Annotated in this window: 18 protein-coding genes and 1 tRNA gene; 11 read left to right on the top strand and 8 right to left on the bottom strand. The window is 40.4% G+C overall.

Annotation, left to right across the window (positions count from 1 at the left end):
• Positions 1-55: 55 nt before the first annotated feature.
• Positions 56-1,921 carry a signal peptide peptidase SppA gene (sppA, locus tag NQT65_RS02985; protein WP_096739664.1) on the bottom strand — a complete coding sequence of 622 codons (1,866 nt, stop codon included), beginning with the start codon at positions 1,919-1,921 and terminating at the stop codon, positions 56-58.
• 219 nt (positions 1,922-2,140) lie between these two features.
• On the opposite strand from sppA, the gene NQT65_RS02980 reads away from it, so the two are divergent.
• The 7 genes from NQT65_RS02980 to NQT65_RS02950 all read left to right on the top strand — a co-directional run bounded on the left by NQT65_RS02980 (position 2,141) and on the right by NQT65_RS02950 (position 7,598).
• Complete coding sequence (locus NQT65_RS02980) at positions 2,141-4,102, top strand: oxidoreductase (RefSeq protein WP_256850469.1); 1,962 nt, start codon at positions 2,141-2,143, stop codon at positions 4,100-4,102.
• A 90-nt stretch (positions 4,103-4,192) separates the two neighbouring features.
• Positions 4,193-4,876, top strand: a complete 684-nt coding sequence (locus NQT65_RS02975; protein WP_256850468.1) for an HvfX family Cu-binding RiPP maturation protein — start codon at positions 4,193-4,195, stop codon at positions 4,874-4,876.
• A gap of 242 nt (positions 4,877-5,118) precedes the next feature.
• Positions 5,119-5,667: an NAD(P)H nitroreductase gene (locus NQT65_RS02970; RefSeq protein ID WP_004587853.1), complete on the top strand. Its 549-nt coding sequence runs from the start codon at positions 5,119-5,121 to the stop codon at positions 5,665-5,667.
• A 204-nt stretch (positions 5,668-5,871) separates the two neighbouring features.
• A complete protein-coding gene (locus tag NQT65_RS02965) occupies positions 5,872-6,249 on the top strand; it encodes a hypothetical protein (protein WP_024034084.1) in 378 nt (125 codons plus the stop codon).
• 128 nt (positions 6,250-6,377) lie between these two features.
• Positions 6,378-6,468 (top strand) — tRNA-Ser (locus NQT65_RS02960).
• A 53-nt stretch (positions 6,469-6,521) separates the two neighbouring features.
• Complete coding sequence (locus NQT65_RS02955; RefSeq protein WP_029772511.1) at positions 6,522-6,908, top strand: hypothetical protein; 387 nt, start codon at positions 6,522-6,524, stop codon at positions 6,906-6,908.
• 69 nt (positions 6,909-6,977) lie between these two features.
• A complete protein-coding gene (locus NQT65_RS02950) occupies positions 6,978-7,598 on the top strand; it encodes a BamJ family beta-barrel-assembly machinery protein (protein ID WP_004587856.1) in 621 nt (206 codons plus the stop codon).
• Positions 7,599-7,866: 268 nt separating this feature from the next.
• On the opposite strand, the gene NQT65_RS02945 is transcribed toward NQT65_RS02950, so the two are convergent.
• Complete coding sequence (locus NQT65_RS02945) at positions 7,867-10,248, bottom strand: TonB-dependent receptor (RefSeq protein ID WP_256850467.1); 2,382 nt, start codon at positions 10,246-10,248, stop codon at positions 7,867-7,869.
• 124 nt (positions 10,249-10,372) lie between these two features.
• A complete protein-coding gene (locus NQT65_RS02940) occupies positions 10,373-10,762 on the bottom strand; it encodes a YkgJ family cysteine cluster protein (protein WP_004587858.1) in 390 nt (129 codons plus the stop codon).
• Between the two features lie 212 nt (positions 10,763-10,974).
• Between NQT65_RS02940 and NQT65_RS02935 the strand changes: the two genes are divergently transcribed.
• The 3 genes from NQT65_RS02935 to NQT65_RS02925 are packed head-to-tail and all read left to right on the top strand — an operon-like array spanning position 10,975 to position 12,529.
• Positions 10,975-11,403, top strand: a complete 429-nt coding sequence (locus NQT65_RS02935) for a tetratricopeptide repeat protein (protein ID WP_256850466.1) — start codon at positions 10,975-10,977, stop codon at positions 11,401-11,403.
• A gap of 39 nt (positions 11,404-11,442) precedes the next feature.
• Positions 11,443-11,922 (top strand): hypothetical protein, encoded by a 480-nt coding sequence (locus NQT65_RS02930; protein WP_256850465.1) that lies wholly within the window; start codon positions 11,443-11,445, stop codon positions 11,920-11,922.
• Between the two features lie 22 nt (positions 11,923-11,944).
• On the top strand, positions 11,945-12,529 hold the full coding sequence (locus tag NQT65_RS02925) for a DUF1287 domain-containing protein (protein ID WP_256850464.1): 585 nt from the start codon (positions 11,945-11,947) through the stop codon (positions 12,527-12,529).
• Positions 12,530-12,531: 2 nt separating this feature from the next.
• Here the strand turns inward: NQT65_RS02925 and yfaE are convergent, their stop codons facing one another.
• From yfaE to ubiG, 5 genes are all read right to left on the bottom strand, one after another.
• Positions 12,532-12,804 carry a class I ribonucleotide reductase maintenance protein YfaE gene (gene yfaE, locus NQT65_RS02920; protein WP_004587862.1) on the bottom strand — a complete coding sequence of 91 codons (273 nt, stop codon included), beginning with the start codon at positions 12,802-12,804 and terminating at the stop codon, positions 12,532-12,534.
• Positions 12,804-13,934 (bottom strand): class Ia ribonucleoside-diphosphate reductase subunit beta, encoded by a 1,131-nt coding sequence (gene nrdB / locus NQT65_RS02915; protein WP_004587863.1) that lies wholly within the window; start codon positions 13,932-13,934, stop codon positions 12,804-12,806. Before nrdB ends, yfaE begins: the two co-directional genes overlap by 1 nt.
• 73 nt (positions 13,935-14,007) lie before the next feature.
• Positions 14,008-16,290 (bottom strand): class 1a ribonucleoside-diphosphate reductase subunit alpha, encoded by a 2,283-nt coding sequence (gene nrdA, locus NQT65_RS02910; protein ID WP_256850463.1) that lies wholly within the window; start codon positions 16,288-16,290, stop codon positions 14,008-14,010.
• Between the two features lie 412 nt (positions 16,291-16,702).
• Positions 16,703-17,383: an HAD family hydrolase gene (locus NQT65_RS02905; protein WP_256850462.1), complete on the bottom strand. Its 681-nt coding sequence runs from the start codon at positions 17,381-17,383 to the stop codon at positions 16,703-16,705.
• Positions 17,383-18,093, bottom strand: coding sequence for a bifunctional 2-polyprenyl-6-hydroxyphenol methylase/3-demethylubiquinol 3-O-methyltransferase UbiG (gene ubiG, locus NQT65_RS02900; protein WP_004587866.1), 711 nt, complete (start codon positions 18,091-18,093; stop codon positions 17,383-17,385). Before ubiG ends, NQT65_RS02905 begins: the two co-directional genes overlap by 1 nt.
• Before the next feature lie 178 nt (positions 18,094-18,271).
• Here ubiG and gyrA point away from each other — a divergent pair, with 178 nt between their 5' ends.
• On the top strand, positions 18,272-20,971 hold the full coding sequence (gene gyrA, locus NQT65_RS02895) for a DNA topoisomerase (ATP-hydrolyzing) subunit A (RefSeq protein ID WP_024034094.1): 2,700 nt from the start codon (positions 18,272-18,274) through the stop codon (positions 20,969-20,971).
• The last annotated feature ends 34 nt before the right edge of the window (positions 20,972-21,005 follow it).

The raw sequence follows: 21,005 nt of genomic DNA, 5'->3' as shown, positions 1-21,005 counted from the left end.
TTAGTATAACGTTAAGTTGTTTTAAATACAGCTGCTTGAGTAAATACGTGCACTTTTATTGTGCAACGCTACACTCTAAACAACGTGCGTATACACCCTGCGGATCGTTATAATCTTTCAGATCAGCGACTTCACTACTTAGGCGCTTTATCACCGTATTAATATTAGCTTGAGTGGCTAAAACAGAGGCTGTATTTGTATTTAAGCCAAGCATAGATTTAACGGATGCACTGCCAAAAATATCTTGCAGCATTTTTTCTTGCGGGCTTAGGTCTTGCTTAATTGTTTTCACTTCGTAGTGATTAAGTTTGGCAAGCGCCGCTGCAGCATCAATCGCATCTTGTTTATCACCAAGCTTATCAACTAGGCCAAGCTCTTGTGCTTGTGAAGCAATCCACACACGCCCTTGTGCAATTTTATCAACTTGCTCTGGTGTCATATTGCGCGCATCAGCAACAACATCTATAAAGCGGCTATAAGCTTCTTCAACACTCATTTGAATAACTTGCGCCATTTTTTCATTAAGCGGGCGAGTAATAGAAAATCCAGCCATTTCTGACGTTGCAACACCATCTGAGTACACACCAATTTCAGATAAAGTATCTTCAAAAGTCATAAATGTACCAAACACACCAATAGAGCCGGTGATAGTACTTGGTGCTGCCCAAATTTCGTTAGCTGCTGAGGCAATCCAATAACCGCCAGATGCGGCAACTGAGCTCATCGATGCGATTACTGGTTTGCCTGCGGCTTTAAGTGCTAATACTTCAGCGCGAATAACCTCAGAGGCAAACATGCTGCCGCCACCTGAATCAATACGTAAAACAACCGCTTTTACTTTATCATCAAGGCGTGCTTTGCGAAGTAATGCTGCGGTAGAGTCGCCGCCAATTTCACCTGCTTTGCGCTCACCATCAACAATCGTACCTTTAGCAACAACTACAGCAACTTTTTCTGTAATTGGGTTATCAAATTCGATAGGGGGCTTAACTAAGCTTAAGTATTCACGAAAAGACACTTGCTTAAATGTTTTACCGTCTTCTTGTGCGCCAACTAAATCAATGAGTTGTTGGCGAATTTGCTGAGTTGTTTTAAGCGAGTCGACCCATTGATGGTCAAGTGCATATTTACCTGCATCGCCATTTGCAGCCTTCATTTTAGCAAGGTAAGCATCCATGGTTTCGTCAAAGTTCGATTCATCAAAAGGGCGAACTGCAGCAACATCTTGCTTATATTCGCTCCATAATGCACCAAGCCAAACACGGTTTGCTTCTTTAGCAGCATCAGACATATCGTTACGAATAAACGGCTCTACCGCCGACTTAAACGTACCGACACGGAAAATATGCTGTGTTACTTTAAGTTTTTCTAGTGCTTCTTTAAAGTAAAGTGGATACATTCCATAGCCTTCAATGGCTACCGAACCATAAGGATGCATTGCAATTTCATCGGCATGCGATGCAATATAATATTGCGATTGAGTGTAATAGTAGCCCGATGCAATCACTTTTTTACCCGCTTGCTTAAAGGCATCTAACGATTTAGTAATACGCTTTAGCTTATTTAGGTGGGCTTTCGGCATTTCTTGCAAATCTAGTAAGATAACGCTGATGCGCTCGTCATTAGTGGCTTCATCAATCACTTTGACTACATCATCAAGTAAAATTTCACTAGGTGCTTCTGAATTAGACGTAGCATCGTTAATAGCTGCTTCGACAGGGTCTATATATGTTTTTTCTTCCACAATAGGCCCATTAAGATTAAGCCTAAGTACAGAGCCATCTTCTATTATTATTGTATCGTCATCGCTTGATAGCGACATAAAAAATACAACAACCAGTAATAAAAACAAAATGTTGAGTATTAAACGACGAGAAAAGTTTATTCCAGCCCAAATACCTCTAAATACCTTTGCTATCAAAATAGCTCCTTAATTTGGTACAGCTAATACATTAGTTCCATCTTAGCCTAGAATAAAAATAATTTTAACTTCTAAATCGTAACGAAGTGTTTATGAGGTTACATAAATATACGTTTTTAATCGTATTTTTAATTAAATGCAGGCACATATTGCTTATTACTTGCCATTAAAGCAGAATTAGCTAATGTATACAGGTTAGACCAGTTAACGGGGCACAGGATGTTAGAACAACAATTACAATTAAAACACACACAATTACGAAACCGCTTGGTAATGGGTTCAATGCATACAGGCCTTGAAGAGGGCTGGCACAACCGCAAAAGATTAAGCGCTTTTTACGAGGCGCGTGCTAAAGGCGGCACGGCCATGATCATTACCGGGGGATACAGCCCTAACTTGCGCGGTAAATTAACGCCTATTTCTTCATCATTTAACAGTTATTATGATGTATTTAAACACCGTGCATACACAGGCGCCGTTCATAAACATGGCGGAAAAATATGTTTGCAGCTTTTACATGCTGGTCGATACGCTTATCATCCGTTTAACCAAGCCCCGAGTGCTATTCAAGCGCCTATAAATCCATACAAACCTAAACAAATGTCGTTAGGCTCGATTAAAAAAACCATTAAAGACTTTGCGCACTCTGCCTATATGGCAGAAAAAGCAGGTTACGATGGTGTTGAAGTAATGGGCTCTGAAGGTTATTTAATTAATGAATTTATGGCGCCACACACCAATAAGCGCGATGACGAATTTGGTGGCAGCCTAGAAAATAGAATGCGATTAGCGCTTGAAATAGTTAAAGCCGTTAGAGCTAAAGTATCTGATACGTTTTTAATTATTTTTAGATTATCTGTTATGGACCTAATCCCGAATGGCTCAACCCCTGATGAAGTCACTATTCAGGCAAAAGCACTTGAGCAGGCCGGTGTTGATATTTTTAATACTGGCATTGGGTGGCATGAAGCACGCGTGCCAACAATCGCCAGTATGGTGCCTCCTGGAGCATTTAAAGAAGCTTCAAAACGATTGAAGTCAGTGGTGAATGTACCTGTTATAGCTGTAAACCGTATTAATACGCCGGATATAGCCAACCAAATCCTTAATGATAATGAAGCCGATTTAATTTCAATGGCGCGCCCTTTATTAGCCGATCCGGAGTTTTTTAACAAATATCAAAATCAGCAAACTAAACAAATAAATATTTGTATTGGCTGTAACCAAGGCTGTTTAGACCACGTATTTAAAAATAAACGTGCAACCTGTTTAGTTAACCCACAAGCGGCCTTTGAACTTGATTACCCGTTAGATAAAGCTTCTAAAGCTAAAAATGTATTAGTTGTTGGCGCGGGCCCTGCTGGGCTTTCGGCAAGTTGTTATTTGGCTGAAAAAGGGCACACAGTAACGCTTATCGATCAAAAAACACAAATGGGTGGCCAATTTAATCTAGCCATGCAAATTCCAGGTAAAGAAGACTTTAATCATACGCTTAGCTACTTTACTAATGAACTTGAAAGGCTCAACGTAAATGTAGAGCTTGGTAAAGCCTACGATGATGCAATGTTACAAAAATACGATGACATCGTATTTGCCACAGGTGTACGCCCGCGTGAAGCTGCAATTGAATGCGCAGACTCTAAGCGTGTATTTGCTTATGATGAAGTTATACGCGGTGAGGTCGAACTGGGCAAATCAATAGCCATTTTAGGTGCCGGCGGTATTGGCTTTGATATGGTTGCTTTTTTAAGTGAGCACAAATCGCAATCTATTCCTGAGTTTAAAAAGCAGTGGGGTATTGAGTGCGAGGCAGAGCCGCACAAAGATGAGCGACAATTATACATGCTAAAACGCAGTGCAGGGCGCTTTGGTAGCGGGCTTGGTAAAACTACAGGCTGGATACATCGTCAAGTCGCTAAGCAACATGGTGTTAAACAAATTGCTGATTGCCAGTACCACAGTTTTGATAAAAACGGCCTTACAGTTACTGTTGCCGGAGAAAAACAAGTACTACCGGTTGATACGGTTATTGCGTGTATAGGGCAGATTTCTAATAATGAAGTGCTTGAGCAACACCGCGAAAATGCAAAGGTACATGTTATTGGTGGCGCTAAATTAGCAGCAGCAATTGATGCAAAGCGTGCAATTTTTGAAGCGCTTCAAGTGGCCAGAGCCATTTAACAGTGTTAATAAAATGAAATAATTTACAGTGCCCTCAGGTCTTGTGTGTATAGAGTCCATAACTTAAAACACTGACAAAGCAGGCCACACATGAGTAAATTATTTCGTTTGTATAATAAAATCATGGGTAATCTATCGTATGCCGACGGATTACCTGCGTTACTTTTTCGCTTAATTTTAGCCCCCGTAATGATTATTGCGGGCTTTAATAAATTAGCCCTAAGTGGAGAAACCGACGGCTTTTTTAGCTATTTTCTTGCTGATGCAAGCGTTGTACAATGGTTTGGCAATAGTGAATGGGGTTTAGGTTTACCATTTCCAGACTTACTTGCCTTTTTAGCAGGCTGGAGTGAATTTTTAGGCGGGTGGTTTTTACTCTTTGGGCTATTTACCCGCTTAGTAAGCATTCCGCTGATGTTTACAATGGTTGTGGCAGCAACAACTGTGCATTGGCATAATGGTTGGTTTGCTATAGCGCCATCAAACCCTACAACCAGTTCGGCTCAAGTACTTGATTGGTTATCAATTCCTGGGGCTAAAGAAAGCCTTGAAAACTCACTAGAAGTACAAGAACGTATAGGTAAAATTAGGGGCATAGTTGAAGAGCACGGATTTACTGATTACTTATATGAAAAAGGTAAACCTTCCGTAATAAATAACGGTATTGAATTTTCTGCTATTTATTTTGCCATGTTACTTAGCTTGTTTTTTGTAGGTGGCGGTCGCTTTGTTAGTGTTGATTATTGGCTCAGGCGTGCAGTAGTAAAAGAGTAGCAAACAAATTGGTTTAAAAAGGGCGTATAAATATTTTTTATACGCCCTTTTTGTTTGTAACGTGTGTTAAACGCATCGCGCCTCTCTCGGATTTATACAGTGGTATATGAATATTGTTTACGCAGTAATGGCGCTGTAATACGAGAGAATAAGTAGGGTTTTAATAAAATTGATAATTACGCAGAGTTTATTTTTTAAAGGCATAAATGGTACTCTAACGTTTTGAATTATGAGAGTACGCTATGGATGCTATTGAGCTTTTACTAACCCGCCAATCTGACGCTAAATTAACCGCCCCAGGGCCAAATTCAGAGCAGCTCGATATAATAAAGCAAGCCGCGTTACGGGTGCCTGATCACGGATGTATTGCGCCTTGGCAGTTTATTGTCGTTCAAGGTGATGCCCGCCATAAATTAGGTGAGATATACCATCAAAGCGCCGTTGCTGAGCAGCAAGAAGAAAAAGTGATTAAACGCGCAAAAGAGCTTGTGCTGCGCGCACCGATGATCATTATTGCTATTGCTAAGTATCAAGCCCATCCAAAAGTGCCGCGTATTGAGCAAGTACAAAGCGCCGGTTGCAGTGTACTTGCCATGCAACAAGCCGCATTTGCACAAGGTTTAGGTGGTGTATGGCGTACAGGGTATTTTGCACAAAGCACAGCAGTCAAAAATGCCCTTAATTTAGACGAACAAGATGAAATTGTTGGGTATTTATATTTAGGCACCCCAGAGATTGAGTGCAAAAAGGCAGCTAAGCACAAACCAGATGATTACTTCACTTATTTATAATAAATAATGAACTATTGCAGTTTTGCGCAGTCATATAACATTAAGGTTGCTGCTGTTAGGCTCGTCCTTTTTTGATTTAGCTGTGAGAAGCGCACGGAAGCAATATAGGTTAACTTTTTCTTCTTCAGTTTGTTTTTTAATCGGTTGTTTTTTGTTAAAGTATGGAAAGTCTTAATAAAAATAACGATAAAGAAGACGAAAACGATGGGAAATTTATTTTTACAAGAGAAAGAGAATTGGCTGGCATGGTCAATTTGGGGAATAGTGGGTGCTTTTATTACACTTTATGTGGCAATGAGCACGAATACTGCACATTTTATAGCTGGCTCTGCTATGGGAATGCTTGTTTTATTAACCTGGTGGATGCAGCAGTCTAAAAGGTTTGATTTTGGTCGGGCCTTTAAAATTTGTTTTTATGTGTTATTGCTTAGTGTATTACCTGCATTTTTATTTGTGGTAGTACCAAGTGATGATTTAAACCGTTTTGATTTAATATTTCAAAGCGTTACATTTTTAGCACTTAGTTTATTACTATGCTTAATTTGTTCGTGGATTGCACGCAGGCCAAAGCAATATTATTAATAGGGCAATGAGCAATGTAGATTTTTAGCTATTTGTGGTGGTTTTTTGAACCAAATGCTGTTTTTAGCTAATTATTTACATTTAGGTCTTTACAAGTTGCTCAATACCCCCTATTATTCGCGCCGTACGGAGAGATGGCAGAGTGGTCGAATGCACCGGTCTTGAAAACCGGCATAGGTTTGTAGCCTATCTAGGGTTCAAATCCCTATCTCTCCACCATTATTTAAAAAAACCGCCTTATGGGCGGTTTTTTGCTTTGTGGAGTTTAATAAATGTCAAAAGAAGCAAACCTTACAACATCGCAACGCTTAGTAAAGCATGTACTACTGTGGATTGTATTTGGCTACTGTTATCAAAGCGCGATTAATTTATTAATAAAAATGGCAGCAGATGCACAACCAGACGCAACGCTTATCACCGCCTTTGTGTATGGTATTGGCTTTAACGTATTAACTGCGCATCTTATTACTAAATACGATACGCATTGGCCTGTTATTGGCGCAGCTTTTATTGCTTTAGTTGGTTTAGTATTAGTGCCATTGGTGCTGTTTGGCAGTGGCGGTTTACTAGCGTGGCCATTGCTTGTTGGATTTTTATTCAGTTTACCCCTTTGTAGCTACATAGTTGGCAAAATTAAGGTAAAACACAGCAAAAACTAGCCCCAAACCGGTTTTATTTTATGTTAGCATGTACGCGTCTTTTAACTAACAAAACGTGAAAAACACATTATGTCAGATAATTTTACTACAGATGCTGAAAAAGCAAGTTACGGTATTGGCTTACAAATGGGTGAGCAACTTAAGTCTAACCCTTTTGAAGGCTTAAACCTAAATTCAGTATTTGAAGGCATGAAAGATGCGTACGCTGGTAGCGCTTTTCAAGTTGAGATCCCTGAGATCCAAGCTGCATTTGAAAAAATTAACGAAGAGATCCAAGCGCGTCGTGAAGAAGAAGCAAAAGTACTTTCTGCTGAAGGTATTGCATTCTTAGAAGAAAACGCTAAGCGCCCTGAAATCACTGTTACCGAGTCTGGTTTACAATACGAAGTACTAGCAACAGGCGAAGGCGAAAAGCCAACTGCTGAGTCTACAGTACGTGTTGATTACCACGGTACATTAATTAACGGTACAGTATTTGATAGCTCTTACGAGCGCGGTCAACCAGCTGAATTCCCAGTAGGTGGCGTGATCAAAGGCTGGACTGAAGCTTTACAAATGATGCCAGTAGGCACTAAATGGCGTATTTACGTTCCTCATGAGCTTGCTTATGGTGAACGTGGCGCAGGTGCTGCAATTGCACCTTTCTCAACGCTTGTATTTGACGTTGAGCTACACGAAATCCTTTCTTAATTTAATTATTAAGTCAGTATTTAAAAAGCCGTGGTCTTGACCGCGGCTTTTTTGTGTCTTGTGGTTTTATACCAAGCTTTAAAAACGTTAATAATGTAGGCCAATCCGCATAATTAAGTGAGTTATTTTGGGGGAAAGATAAACTTGCTACCTGCGCTACAAACGCTATTACAACAAGTAAATAACCTAGTTAATTAAATGAGTAGGCATAAAAAAACCGCATATAAAATGCGGCTTTAAAAGTAACTAAATAAATGCCAAAGGGTTATTAAAAATAACCTCTAATACCAAAGCGGAAGTTTCTACCAGGTAGTGGGGCTTTATCTTTTATAAACGAGCTGTGAACAAAGCCAAGTTCGTCTGTAATGTTATCTACATTTAAGTATAACTGCGTATCTATAGCGCCTAAACTTAACTGATAATTAGCTTGAGCATCAACAATTGTGTAGCCATCGGTTTTAGTTTCATAGGCGCTAATATTATCTTGCTCAAAGTAGTGCGTACCTGTGAGTGTTAGTTGTAAATCGCCTACATTGTATTGTAATTCAGATCCTAATTTATTTGCTGGTATGCGCGGCAAGTTACCTTCGTCGTCTTTTAGCTTAGCGCGTGTTGAATCACCAAATACTTTAACCATGGCACTAGGGTCAATTTGATAGTGTACATCAAATTCTACACCGTAGAGTTCAGCATCTTTGCTGGCAAATTGATATACGGCAACCGCATCATCATGAGCGCCAATTGCAGACTCTAAACCATCTCCTTCGTCGTAAACTAATCCAGTGTTTTGTTGATAATAAAAGTTTTTAATATCGTTATAGAAAAAGTTAACTGTGTAACCAAAGTCACCGCTAAAACGTCTAAAGCTAAAATCTAAATTGGTCGATTTTTCTTGTTTAATGTCTTCTGGCTCAAAGTGAATCTCGTTATCTTCAATATGATAGCCAAGGCCTAACTCGTAAGTACCTGTAGCAATGTGTAATCCGTTTGATAAAAGCTCAGCAGAAAGGGGCGCACGCTCAGAGTGAGATAAGCTAAGTGCTACGCTTTGCCCTGGTGTGTATTGCCAAATAGCACCGGCAGAGGCGCTTACATTAGTAAAGCTTTCGCTGTATGCAATGCTTTCTTCTTCGCCTTCGTCATGATCTTCTTCTTCATCGTGATCATGTGCGTGCTCGCTGTCGGTAATTGTGCTTGTTATTTCGTAATCTTCAATACGCGCACCAAGCTCGAGTGTAACATCACCAAATTCACGTTCTTCAAGTAGGTATAACGCATGTGTAGTGGTTACACTTGCAGGAGTAAATGCTTCTTCGCCAATTGCGTCGTAGTCCGATTCGCTATAATGATAGCCCATCATACCGTGCCACTGCGCTAACTTGTGCTCTACATTTAAGCGTGCTTCGGTTGTTTCATTTTTAAAGGTGGTGCCAATTTCACCGTCTTCAATTTCACTGTGTTTGTAATCAGTGTAGCCAACACGAAGGTTAATATTTTCAATCCAGTTATTATCAAGCGCATAGCTTATAAGACCTTGCCAACGATCTTGCTCTAGATGTGCATAAACAGACTCTTCTTCCTCTTCATCTGCGTGCTCATCGTGTTCTTCTTCGGTTTCACCTTCATGGTCATGATCATGATGCTCATGTCCAGGAATACCGTAATCGGTTTCAATGCTACCGTAAGAAAAGCCAACCGTTAAATGATCGCCCACATAACTCGTACCCACATTAAATGTGTCGCTATCAATAAAAGTGTTTTCTACAGAGTTATGAGTTTCAACATCACCATCTTCATCTGTAATGTTAAATGTAGGCGTTTCATAGTCATCACCGCTGCGTTTAGTCCCATCAAAATGAAAGTTAAATCCGTCATTTCCTGTTTCTAGTTTTGCAGCCACGGTATTTGAGTTAGAAACCGTGTCATGGCTGTATTCAGCAGCACCGGTTAAATCATCTAAATTGCTCGTTGGAATACGGTTATCAACCACATTTACCACACCACCAATTGCACCTGAGCCATAAAGTAGGGTGCTTGGACCGCGCAATACTTCAATTTGTTCAGCTGCTAAGCTGTCACTTGATGTTGCATGGTCAGGGCCAATGCGTGATGCATCGCTGGCATCTAAACCGTTTTGGGTAATTTTAACGCGAGGGCCATCTAAACCACGGATAATAGGGCTTGATGACACCGGACCAAAGTAACTGGCATTAACACCTGGTAAGCCCTTTAGTGTTTCGCCAAGGGTCGCTTTTGATTTGTTTTTAAGCTCATCACCTGATAAAACGCTTACCGGCGAAATCATTTCTAAGCTATTTTTATGCAGTGCAGAGGCATATACAACAACGGTTTCTACCGAGGTAGGGGTAAGCGAAACCGTTACATTGTTTGAGTTTTCATTTACCGCAATACGCGAGTCTATAAAGTTGTCTTTACTTACATGCAATTGACTTTGAGAGTCTACATCAATAGAAAACTCGCCCTGTGCGTTGGTTCTTACACCTTGGTCTTTACCATGTACGTGTACAGCTGCGTTTTCAATAGGTTGGTTTTTATCGTCTGTTATTTTACCGGTAACGGTAGCAGCAAGTGCTGAATGGGAACATAAAACAGAAAAAACTGCAGAGGAAATTAATGTTAACTTTGTCATTGTCTTAAAGGTTCGCGGTTACTATTTTGTGATATAATATAACACCGCGTTTTTGACTTATCAACAATGTTATACTATAGCTTAATGTTTTTCGATGAATAAACACGCAAATAAGATAAGCTGATTAAGAGCGGCTATCAAGCATAATTATATTAAGCTTATGTTGTGCTCTAGTTTGGTTTTTTACATCGATAGGTTCTATCATTTCGCATTCATCACGTATCATTTCTGACACTAGGCTTGGATAATGGCGGCAATCTTCTGGCCTATCTAGGTAAATGCTACAGGTATACATTGTTTTATGGGAGGGCTCTTTTTTGGGCGCTATTTCTAAAAAGGGGCAAGTGGAGAGTCGCATTTGCGTTTTTGGATCAAACCAAATTTCATCATCTTTAACATATTGATAAATCTCTGGGTTAAACAGTGCCCACATTTCAATTTCTTGTACGGTTGCACTTAAATCGCCCCCACCGTATTTAATACAGCATTTACCGCATTGGTTGCACTCTTTCATTTGTAGCCAGTATATTAGGTGTCCATTAGTTTCTCAGTGTATCACTGTAACTAACGTGGATTACTTTTTTATATATAATTTTAAAACCACACTTTTAATTCCAACCCGCTATCTATTAATAATGTATTATTACACCTAAATAATTAGCCGTTCTAATAAGATTAGGGCGCCTCTAAATAGTTAGTTTAGTGACCAGTTAAGGATAGTTCCTGATGATGAACACCAAAGTATATAAAGCAGTACATGATTTAGCAGAGCAACTGATGGAAGCTGCAAATAGAAACGACCGTAAAAGGTTTGAATTATTATTTTCTAGGCTCAAAGCTATTTGTGAAGAAAACGAGAATACTTCAAAAGATCACCCTGTACAGTGGGAAACCTTAGCTGACTTTACCGAAGAACTTGAAGAGGCAATTACCACATACGAAAAAGCGCTACAAAAGTCGGTTGCAATCAATAATAAAGATCATATGTCGTCGGTTGCTTATTCAATGGCAACTCTACAAATAGAGCTTGGACAAAAAAACGAAGCGATTAAAAGCCTAAAAAATGCCAAGCTAAGCGCTAATAAAATTGAAGATAAAGCGCTTAAAGCTGAAATTCATGATTTACTTGAGTCACTGACTGAAGAAGAAGGTTAATTAAACCTAGTTAGTCGCGATTTTAATGAGGTTTGGAATATGGATATGTTAACCGCAATCGAGCAATGGATTGATAAGGTAAATCATAAATATAAATACAAACGGGTGTGCTGCACTCAATTTACAGCACAGTTTGCAGGTTTTTACCCAACTGAATTTTTGGAAAATGCCTTTTATGTTGTAATCGATGAAATACCCAAGCCCGATTTTGCTGCTTTACGTGCCATGGGGCTGGGTGATTTTATTGATATGAAAGTCAGCGGCACAACTTATAAAAATACTTACTACTTGTTGCCGACAAGTGTTGATAACTTGCGCGTACATTTTCATGAATTAGTGCATGTATTGCAGTGGCAAAATCTTGGTGCTTTAGCCTTTATAGAGCGCTATATGAATGAAATTAAGCACTTTGGTTATCACAATGCACCGCTTGAAATTATGGCTTATTCGCTCGATACTCACTTTATAAATTCAGGCGAGGAAATAAATGTGCCTGAGTATGTACTGGATGCATTATAAATTTTTTTACAAGGAACAGAATATGGCTAATGTATGGTTATATTTTAGTGTATTAGCTAATTCATTTGAAGAAGACATAACTGCTGCATTAATACAGCGAACAACACACCAAGTTACGTATGATGGGAGTTATCGTTCAATAAGTTACCCAGGAGGTGACGTGCCAAGTAATATTGGGGTGTGTACCGATGTGATAATTCGTGCTTATCGCCAGTTAGGTATAGATTTACAACAGTTAGTACACGAAGACATGCGTGACAATTTTACTCTGTACCCCTCAAAGCGTATTTGGGGACTGACCAAACCCGATAAAAATATAGACCACCGCAGAGTGCCTAACTTACAAACCTACTTTAAAAGACAGGGTCGTGCGTTAGTATTATCTGATAGCCCTGAAGAGTATAAAACAGGTGATATAGTGACTTGGATGTTACCGGGTAACCTGCCACATATAGGGATGGTAGTTAATGAGCGTTCAGTACAAACTGGCAATCCATTAATTGTACATAACATTGGCCGCGGGGCAGAAAAAACCGATATGCTTTTTGATTATAAAATCACGGGGCACTACCGGTTTGAACCACAGCATTTGAATAAAACGCAGTAAATTTATTTTAAATTAATACTTATATTACCGTTTGGCTTACAGCAGCACAGCAGTATTTCTCCCTCGCGTACAAACGCTAAAGGCTCTTCGTTATAGTGCACTTGGCCTGAGACTAACGTGGCTCTGCACGCGCCACAATAGCCTTCGCGGCATTGATACGCTACGTCTATTTTTTGGTTTTCTAAGCAGTGTAAAACAGAAGGGCAGCCAGTGCTAAATTCTATACACTGGCTGTTATCTGCAAGCGTTATACTTGCAGTGGGTTTGTCACTCATTATAAATCAAAGTCACCAAATTCTGAGGCATCTACTTGTGAGTCAATTTGACCTACAAGGTATGAGCTAATTTCAGCTTCTTGCGGTGCAACTTGCACATTGTCAGACACAAGCCATGAGTTGATCCATGGAATTGGGTTACTGTTGTTTTCAAATTGCGCAGGCAGGCCAATGGCGGTCATACGTGCGTTGGTAATGTATTCAACATACTGACATAAAATGTGTTTGTTTAAACCAATCATAGAGCCATCTTTGAATAAGTACTCTGCCCATTCTTTTTCTTGCTCTGCGGCTTCAACAAACATTTTAATGGCTTCTTCACGGCACTGCGCGGCAACAATCGCCATTTCTGGGTCGTCTTTACCATCTTGCATAATGTTTAAAATATGCTGCGTACCCGACAGGTGAAGTGCTTCATCACGTGCTATTAGCTTGATGATTTTAGCGTTACCTTCCATTAATTCACGCTCAGCAAAGGCAAACGAACATGCAAAGCTGACATAAAAACGAATGGCTTCAAGAATATTTACCGACATCATGGCAAGGTAAAGTTTCTTTTTAAGATCAAATAAGCTAATTACAACGGTTTGACCGTTAATTTCGTGCTTGCCTTCGCCATACAGGTTGTAAAGCGACACACCATTGATTAAATCATCGTAGTAGGTGGTTACCGCATCAGCACGTTCGCTAATTTTTTCGTTACTAACTATGTCATCAAAAATAAGTTCTGGTGACTGTGTAACGTTACGAATAATGTGGGTGTAAGAGCGACTGTGAATAGTTTCACTAAATGCCCATGTTTCTATCCATGTTTCTAGCTCAGGAATAGACACAATAGGGAGTAGGGCAACGTTTGGCGAGCGGCCTTGTACACTATCAAGCAGCGTTTGATATTTTAAGTTACTTAAAAATATGTGCTTTTCGTGCTCTGGTAATGCTTGAAAGTCTAAACGGTCTTTACTTACGTCTACTTCTTCTGGACGCCAAAAAAACGAAAGTTGCTTTTCAATCAATTTTTCAAAAATAGGGTATTTTTGTTGATCGTAACGCGAAACGTTAACGGTTTGGCCAAAAAACATTGGCTCTTGCATTTGATCATTATGGTTACGACTAAAAGTAGTATAAGACATGTCTATCACTCAAAAAACTATCACTAAAACTATCAGGACAAAGCGGGCAAAGAGCCCGCTTTAAGTTTAACTATTAAATTTTACACGCGCCGCCTGCACAATCATCATCTTCCACTTCTGGAGTGTCGTCTTGTGCATCTGATGCGCCATCGCGGGTGTTATGGTAGTAAAGTGTTTTAACACCAAGCTTGTATGCACCTAGTAAGTCTTTTAATAAGACTTTCATAGGTACTTTACCGCCTTCGTATTTGTTTGGATCATAATTAGTATTGGCCGAAATAGTTTGGTCAATAAACTTTTGCATTATGCCCACTAACTGTAAGTAACCATCGTTTGATGGAATATCCCACAGTAGCTCGTAGTTATCTTTTAAGCGTTCGTACTCAGGAACTACTTGTTTTAAAATACCGTCTTTACTTGCTTTAACGCTAATGTGACCACGTGGTGGCTCAATACCGTTAGTTGCGTTAGAGATTTGCGACGATGTTTCTGAAGGCATTAATGCGCTAAGTGTTGAGTTACGCATGCCGTGCTCTTTAATGCTGGCACGTAACGAATCCCAATCTAAGTGCAGTGGCTCATCACAAATTTTATCTAAGTCACGTTTGTACGTATCAGTTGGCATAATACCTTGAGAGTACGTTGTTTCGTTAAACTTAGGACACGCGCCACGCTCTTTAGCCAGCTCGTTTGATGCCTTCATTAAGTAGTATTGAATTGCTTCAAACGTTTTGTGAGTCAGTGCATTAGCACTGCCATCTGAGTAACGCTTACCATTTTTAGCAAGGTAGTAAGCGTAGTTAATTACGCCTATACCTAACGTACGACGACCCATAGTTGCATTTTTAGCCGCCGGTACAGGGTAGTCTTGGAAATCAAGTAAGTTATCAAGTGCGCGTACTGCAAGTTCAGCAAGCTCTTCAAGCTCATCAAGTGACTCTATTGCACCTAAGTTAAACGCAGAAAGTGTACAAAGCGCAATTTCGCCTTCTTCGTCATTTACGTTGTTAAGTGGCTTAGTTGGCAATGCAATTTCTAAACATAAGTTAGATTGGCGAATTGGCGCAACTTTAGAAATAAATGGGCTGTGTGTATTACAGTGATCCACATTTTGTAAATAAATACGACCTGTACTTGCACGCTCTTGTGCAAACATAGAGAAAAGCTCAATGGCTTTAATACGTTTTTTACGAATAGACTCGTCTTGTTCGTATTTTACGTAAAGTGCGTCAAACTCAGCTTGGTCTTCAAAAAATGCATCGTAAAGGCCAGGCACATCTGATGGGCTAAATAATGTAATGTAGTCATCTTTAATTAAACGAGAGTACATTAGTTTATTAAACTGTACGCCGTAATCAAGGTGACGAACGCGGTTGTCATCTACACCACGGTTATTTTTAAGTACAAGTAGGTTCTCTACTTCTAGATGCCAAAGCGGGTAGAACAAAGTTGCAGCGCCGCCGCGTACACCACCTTGCGAACAACTTTTAACAGCTGTTTGAAAGTGCTTATAAAAAGGAATACAACCTGTGTGGTACGCTTCGCCGTTACGAATATGGCTACCTAAAGCACGAATTCGACCAGCATTAATACCAATACCTGCGCGTTGTGATACGTATTTAACGATTGCAGACGATGTAGCGTTAATTGAATCAAGGCTGTCGCCACATTCAATTAATACACACGAGCTAAACTGGCGAGTAGGCGTACGGACACCTGACATAATTGGCGTTGGTAGAGATATTTTAAATAACGATACTGCGTCGTAAAAACGTTTGATGTAATCAGTACGTGTTTCGCGCGGGTAGTCAGAGAATAAACTCGCAGCCACTAAGATATATAAAAACTGAGCGCTTTCGTAAATTTCACCCGTTACGCGGTTTTGTACTAGGTATTTACCTTCAAGCTGCTTTACTGCTGCGTAGCTAAAGTTAAGATCGCGCGAATGATCAAGATAAGCATCTAGCTCATCAAGCTCTTGCTCTGTGTAATCAACGAGTAAATGAGCGTCGTAGCGTTTGTCTTCAACCATTTTTGTAACATGGTCAAATAAACGTGGTGGCTCAAACTGGCCATACGCTTTTTTACGTAAGTGGAATACAGCTAAGCGGGCAGCTAAGTACTGGTAGTCAGGCGACTCTTTTGAAATTTGATCGGCTGCTGCTTTAATGATGGTTTCGTGAATGTCTTTTGTACGAATACCGTCGTAAAATTGAATGTGTGACTTTAATTCAACCTGTGAAACCGATACGTTGTTTAAACCTTCGGCGGCCCATTCAATAACGCGATGGATCTTATCAAGATCTAAAGGCTCTTTACGCCCGTCACGCTTGCTTACAGATAACTGTTGGTTCATAGCTTTGCCTGTATTCCTTGGGAATTGTGTATTTTGACCAATGCTTTATACCTCGCCAAAGCAAGGTACGTATTCATTTATTATAAGTTTCACCGTATTGGCGAATTTAATTGAATAACATTTGGCCACAATATCTGGTGTTGTTCAATTTAGAGATCACAAGATAGTGTGGTCTGAGCTGATTTGCAAGGGACATAATTGCCCCTATTTGTGGATAACTTTGGGATAACGTATTTGTGTTAGTAGTCACTCACCTTCGAACAATCATTTAAGTTGAAATAGCTAAAAATCAACTAATGATCTGCTAAATTTATGCATTTTGAAAATAAATTTCGACTGCTTTTTTTATCATCAAGCTTTGCATAAAAACTAACACAATCACAATATATAGTGCTTAAAAATTTACATGGCACTATATATGGTTAAAAGCATCAATAGGGGTGTGCCAGTTAAAATCGGCTTCCCAGCCCTTGGCCTCATCAATACTTGGTATATAGCCCCAAAGCGCTGTTGCTGTGTGCATACCTGCGGCTTTACCTGCTTCTATATCACGTTGAGCATCACCTATGTATAAGCAACGTTTAGGATCTACGTTCATCAGTTTTGTACAGTGTAGTAAGGGTAAAGGTGATGGTTTAGCCTCGGTGAGGGTATCGCCACTGATCACAACGTGTGCATTTTTTAAAGCGGGTATAGCAGCCACTAATGGATCGGTTAAAAACCCTGGCTTATTAGTCATTATTCCCCATTTTATACCTTGGTTATCAAGGGCTATGAGTAATGATTCTATGCCTTCAAAGCAGCGGGTGTGTGTCGCTAGGTTTTGGCTGTAGTGGCTGACTAATTGTTTTATACGTTCAGTTTGTGGTTGCGATGCCCATTGCGCTTTAAAGCCAAGTTCAAGTAGTGCGCCGGCGCCATTAGACGCTACTTTTCTATAAGCTTCAGGCGTAACTTGCGTAACACCTTCACTTTTAAGTACAGCATTTAAAGCAGCACCTAAATCGTCTGCTGTATCAAGCAAGGTGCCATCTAAATCAAATAAGAAAGCGTCGTACTCAAAAGGAGTTAAGGGGGTATGAGAGCTAGCCATTATGCTAACTTCTCAAAATGAAGAATGTAATTAACACTCACATCTGTATTTAATGAATACTGCTTAGAAAGCGGGTTGTAGCCCAGGCCAGCACTGGCACGTACTTTTAAACCGGCTTGTTCAGCCCATGCAATAAGTTGTGCAGGTTTGATAAATTTGTTGTGATCGTGTGTGCCCTCAGGCACCATTTTTAACAGCTTTTCAGCACCTACAATAGCAAACAAGTAAGCTTTAGGCGTTTTATTTAGGGTTGAGAAAAACACATCAGCCCCTGGCTTGGCAAGCTCTGCGACTGCATGAATAATAGAAGCAGGGTCAGGTACGTGCTCTAGCATTTCCATACAGGTTATTACATCAAAGCGAGCAGGGTGCTGGGTTGCAAATTCTTCTGCAGGTACTTTTATATAGTCAACATTTACACCGGTTTCTAGGCTATGAAGCTTTGCTACGGTGAGTGGCTCTTGCCCCATGTCTATACCGGTTACGTGTGCGCCCATGCGTGCCATGCTTTCGCTAAGAATGCCGCCACCACAGCCTACATCGAGTGTTTCTTTATCAAATAAGCCTTGGGTTTTGTTAGCCACAAAGTCTAATCGTAATGGGTTAATTTCGTGAAGAGGTTTAAACTCTCCGTCTTGGTCCCACCATCGCTCTGCAATGGCTTCAAATTTTGCTATTTCTGCGTTATCTACATTTTGATGTTCGGTCATAAAATACTTCCTCGTCAATCTGAGGCCATTATATAGGGCTAAATTGATAAATCGCAAAGTTTTGCGCCTGTAAATTTAAATTAATTGTGATAGCATGGTCGCTTAGAAATAATAACAAATACTCTTGGCGCCTAATACCGGGTTGCTAAGAGCTGATACTGAAGGAATGTGATATCAAATGACTGATCTCGCCAATGAAATTCTGCCAGTCAATATTGAAGACGAGTTAAAAAACTCCTACCTTGATTACGCAATGAGCGTAATTGTAGGACGTGCATTACCAGACGTACGTGATGGTTTAAAACCTGTTCACCGCCGCGTTTTGTTTGCAATGAACGAGCTTAGTAATGACTGGAATAAGCCTTACAAAAAATCGGCCCGTGTGGTCGGTGACGTAATCGGTAAATACCATCCACACGGCGACAGTGCAGTTTATGACACCATCGTGCGTATGGCACAGCCATTCTCACTACGTTATATGCTTGTAGATGGCCAAGGTAACTTCGGTTCGGTTGATGGTGATTCAGCAGCGGCAATGCGTTATACAGAAGTACGTATGGCAAAAATGTCGCATGAGTTATTAGCTGATCTTGAAAAAGAAACGGTTGATTTCGTTCCTAACTACGACGGTACCGAACAAATTCCTGACGTTTTACCAACCAAAGTGCCTAACTTACTTGTTAACGGTTCTTCAGGTATTGCGGTAGGTATGGCAACAAACATTCCACCACATAACTTAACTGAAGTGGTTAATGGTTGTTTAGCGCTTATTCAAAACCCTGATTTAACGATTCATGAATTAATGGATTACATTCCGGGTCCTGATTTCCCAACGGCTGCCATTATTAATGGTAAAAAAGGCATTGAAGATGCTTATTTAACCGGCCGTGGTAAAGTGTACATGCGTGCACGCGCCGACATCGAAACCGATGAAAAAACAGGCCGCGAAACCATTATCGTGCACGAAATTCCTTATCAGGTTAACAAAGCACGCTTAATTGAAAAAATAGCTGAGCTTGTTAAAGATAAAAAAATTGAAGGTATTAGCGCACTACGTGATGAATCAGATAAAGACGGTATGCGTATCGTTATTGAGATCAAACGTGGTGATGTAGGTGAAGTTATCCTCAACAACTTATATTCACAAACTCAGTTACAAACTGTGTTTGGTATGAATATGGTTGCATTAATTAACAACCAACCTAAGTGTTTCAACTTAAAAGAAATGCTTGAAGAGTTTGTTATTCACCGCCGTGAAGTGGTTACACGCCGTACCGTATTTGATTTACGTAAAGCGCGCGACCGTGCTCATACCCTTGAAGGTTTAGCAATTGCGCTTGCCAACATCGACCCAATTATTGAGCTTATTCGTAAATCGCCAACCCCAGCTGAGGCTAAAGTAGCCTTAACAGCTCGCCCATGGGATTTAGGTAACGTACAAGCTATGCTTGAAAAAGCAGGCGAAGACAACGTAGCACGCCCAGATTGGCTGGCAAGTGAGCTGGGTATTCGCGATGGTCAGTACTATATTTCTGAGCAGCAAGCACAAGCAATTCTTGATTTACGTTTACACAAACTAACCGGTCTTGAGCATGAAAAAATCTTAGCAGAGTACCAATCGCTGTTAGATTTAATTGCTGAGCTACTACACATTTTAGGTAGCCCTGAGCGTTTAATGGAAGTTATTCGTGATGAGCTAGTTGAAATTAAAGAGCAATATGGTGATGAGCGTCGTACAGAAATTAACGCGGCAGCGCACGATATTAGCCTTGAAGATTTAATTAACGAAGAAGATGTTGTTGTGACCCTGTCGCACGAAGGTTACGTTAAGTATCAGGCATTGTCTGATTACGAAGCGCAGCGCCGTGGTGGTAAAGGTAAGTCAGCAACGAAGATGAAAGATGAAGATTTCATCGAGCGTCTTTTAGTGGCTAATACCCACGATACCATTTTATGTTTCTCTACTGCGGGTCGTTTGTACTGGCTTAAAGTATACCAGTTACCACTGGCTAGTCGCGCCGCTCGCGGTAAGCCGATTGTTAACTTACTACCACTTGAAGATGATGAACGCATTACTGCTATCTTACCTGTACGCGAGTACGAAGAAGATAAATACATTTTCATGGCAACTGCATTTGGTACTGTGAAGAAAACACCACTAACGGCATACAGCCGTCAACGTGCAAGCGGTATTATTGCGGTAAACCTTAACGAAGGCGATAGCCTAATTGGGGTTGATATTACCGACGGTAGCAACGAAATTATGTTGTTTACTGATGCAGGTAAAGTGGTACGCTTTAAAGAAGCGGAAGAGTCTGCTGTTGTTGATGAAAACGGCAACCCGGTACTTGACGAAGAAGGCAACCCTGAAATTCGTTTCAAAGGTGTTCGCCCTATGGGTCGTACTGCTACCGGTGTTCGTGGTATTAAGATGGCCGACGACCAACGCGTAGTGTCGTTAATTGTGCCTAAGTCTGACGGTGCTATTTTAACTGTGACTGAAAATGGTTACGGTAAACGTACTCAACTTGAAGATTACCCATCTAAGAGCCGTGCAACACAAGGTGTTGTATCTATTAAGGTGAGTGAGCGTAATGGCGCAGTAGTTGGGGCTGTACAAGTTGACGACAACGACGAAATAATGATTATTTCAAACCGTGGTACGCTAGTACGTACCCGCGTTAATGAAGTATCGACGGTTGGACGTAACACCCAAGGTGTTATTTTGATCAGAACTATTGACGAAGAGCAAGTAGTTGGTTTACAACGTATCGAAGAGATTGAAGTTACAGACAGTGACTTAGTTGATATTGAAGACGTTGAAACGGTTGATACAGTAAATGAAGAAGCAACGGATGATAATCCACCTTCTGAATAACTGAAATTGAAAAAGCGGCTAAGGCCGCTTTTTT

It is taken from the genome of Pseudoalteromonas agarivorans, assembly GCF_024518735.1.
GTDB lineage: Bacteria > Pseudomonadota > Gammaproteobacteria > Enterobacterales > Alteromonadaceae > Pseudoalteromonas > Pseudoalteromonas atlantica.
Note: the sequence above shows the minus strand (reverse complement) of the source record. Positions and strands in the feature narration are given on the sequence as shown.

What these genes read in the sequence shown, in the direction of transcription:
- NQT65_RS02970 (WP_004587853.1), top strand. Translation starts at nt 5,119, where the DNA reads ATGGATGCTATTGAGCTTTTACTAACCCGCCAATCTGACGCTAAATTA.
- nrdA (WP_256850463.1), bottom strand. Translation starts at nt 16,290, where the DNA reads ATGAACCAACAGTTATCTGTAAGCAAGCGTGACGGGCGTAAAGAGCCT.
- NQT65_RS02975 (WP_256850468.1), top strand. Translation starts at nt 4,193, where the DNA reads ATGAGTAAATTATTTCGTTTGTATAATAAAATCATGGGTAATCTATCG.
- NQT65_RS02980 (WP_256850469.1), top strand. Translation starts at nt 2,141, where the DNA reads ATGTTAGAACAACAATTACAATTAAAACACACACAATTACGAAACCGC.
- NQT65_RS02955 (WP_029772511.1), top strand. Translation starts at nt 6,522, where the DNA reads ATGTCAAAAGAAGCAAACCTTACAACATCGCAACGCTTAGTAAAGCAT.
- yfaE (WP_004587862.1), bottom strand. Translation starts at nt 12,804, where the DNA reads ATGAGTGACAAACCCACTGCAAGTATAACGCTTGCAGATAACAGCCAG.
- gyrA (WP_024034094.1), top strand. Translation starts at nt 18,272, where the DNA reads ATGACTGATCTCGCCAATGAAATTCTGCCAGTCAATATTGAAGACGAG.
- NQT65_RS02940 (WP_004587858.1), bottom strand. Translation starts at nt 10,762, where the DNA reads ATGAAAGAGTGCAACCAATGCGGTAAATGCTGTATTAAATACGGTGGG.
- NQT65_RS02930 (WP_256850465.1), top strand. Translation starts at nt 11,443, where the DNA reads ATGGATATGTTAACCGCAATCGAGCAATGGATTGATAAGGTAAATCAT.
- nrdB (WP_004587863.1), bottom strand. Translation starts at nt 13,934, where the DNA reads ATGTCTTATACTACTTTTAGTCGTAACCATAATGATCAAATGCAAGAG.
- NQT65_RS02905 (WP_256850462.1), bottom strand. Translation starts at nt 17,383, where the DNA reads ATGGCTAGCTCTCATACCCCCTTAACTCCTTTTGAGTACGACGCTTTC.
- NQT65_RS02935 (WP_256850466.1), top strand. Translation starts at nt 10,975, where the DNA reads ATGATGAACACCAAAGTATATAAAGCAGTACATGATTTAGCAGAGCAA.
- NQT65_RS02925 (WP_256850464.1), top strand. Translation starts at nt 11,945, where the DNA reads ATGGCTAATGTATGGTTATATTTTAGTGTATTAGCTAATTCATTTGAA.
- NQT65_RS02965 (WP_024034084.1), top strand. Translation starts at nt 5,872, where the DNA reads ATGGGAAATTTATTTTTACAAGAGAAAGAGAATTGGCTGGCATGGTCA.
- NQT65_RS02950 (WP_004587856.1), top strand. Translation starts at nt 6,978, where the DNA reads ATGTCAGATAATTTTACTACAGATGCTGAAAAAGCAAGTTACGGTATT.
- NQT65_RS02945 (WP_256850467.1), bottom strand. Translation starts at nt 10,248, where the DNA reads ATGACAAAGTTAACATTAATTTCCTCTGCAGTTTTTTCTGTTTTATGT.
- ubiG (WP_004587866.1), bottom strand. Translation starts at nt 18,093, where the DNA reads ATGACCGAACATCAAAATGTAGATAACGCAGAAATAGCAAAATTTGAA.